The organism is Aeromicrobium sp. Leaf272 (assembly GCF_001422865.1).
Classification (GTDB): domain Bacteria; phylum Actinomycetota; class Actinomycetes; order Propionibacteriales; family Nocardioidaceae; genus Aeromicrobium.
Genome location: NZ_LMMY01000009.1, coordinates 706,323 through 707,186, shown reverse-complemented (window position 1 = coordinate 707,186; position 864 = coordinate 706,323). Strand labels below are relative to the sequence as shown.

At 69.3% G+C, this 864-nt stretch carries 1 protein-coding gene; it reads left to right on the top strand.

The window, feature by feature from the left end; translation table 11 throughout:
- Positions 1–311, top strand: a 311-nt coding sequence (gene trxA / locus ASF38_RS05095; RefSeq protein ID WP_082480454.1) for a thioredoxin, incomplete at its 5' end; no start/stop codon positions are given.
- Positions 312–864 lie beyond the last annotated feature (553 nt).

Genomic DNA, 864 nt, shown 5'->3' with positions numbered 1-864 from the left:
CCCCCGTCACCGACGCCGACTTCGACGAGAAGGTCCTCAAGGCCGACGGCCCCGTGCTCGTCGACTTCTGGGCCAGCTGGTGCGGCCCGTGCCGCCAGCTCGCCCCGATCCTCGAGGAGATCGCCGCCGAGAAGGGCGAGGCGCTCACCATCGTCAAGATGGACGCCGACGCGAACCCCGTCACCCCGTCGCAGTACCGGGTCACCGGCCTGCCGACGATGAACCTCTACTACAAGGGCGAGGTCGTGAAGTCGATCGTCGGCGTCCGCCCCAAGTCGGCCATCCTCGGCGAGCTGTCCGAGTACGCCTGACCCCCAGGCGCCTGTGCGCCTGACGTCACGAAGCCCCGGTGCATCGCGCCGGGGCTTCGTCGTTCCTCGAGNGGGTCTTCGCGTGCTGCTATGCCGCTGTGACTGCGAGTGCGCGTGGTCTCCGAAAGGGCCTCGACCGGAGCAGCGGTCTCGTGCCGGCTGGGTCTGCGGGGCGCGGCCAGGGGCCCGTGCGGGCAGAGGCCCTCCCTTCGTGCGGAACGGTCCACGACGAAGGAGAATCACTGCCCACCCCCGCCCACCGGGACGCAGGATTCTGCCTTTGTGCGCAGAAGATCGAACGGTGCTGCGTTCGCGACGGGATCTCGTAGCGAACGCAGCATCCTTTGCTCCCTCACGCGCGAACGCAGAACGTTGCGTCACCCAGGCCGCGCTCCGCGAGCCCGCCCGAGCCTGGACCCCGCCGCCGGTCGAGGCCCCTCCGAGCGCAGGTCGAGGAGGAGCCACAGCGACGCAGCGGCACCTGAGAGCCCACCCCAGCGCCGTAGCGACTGGCGACGACGAACGCTGATCATCGAGTCAACGAAACGCTAAA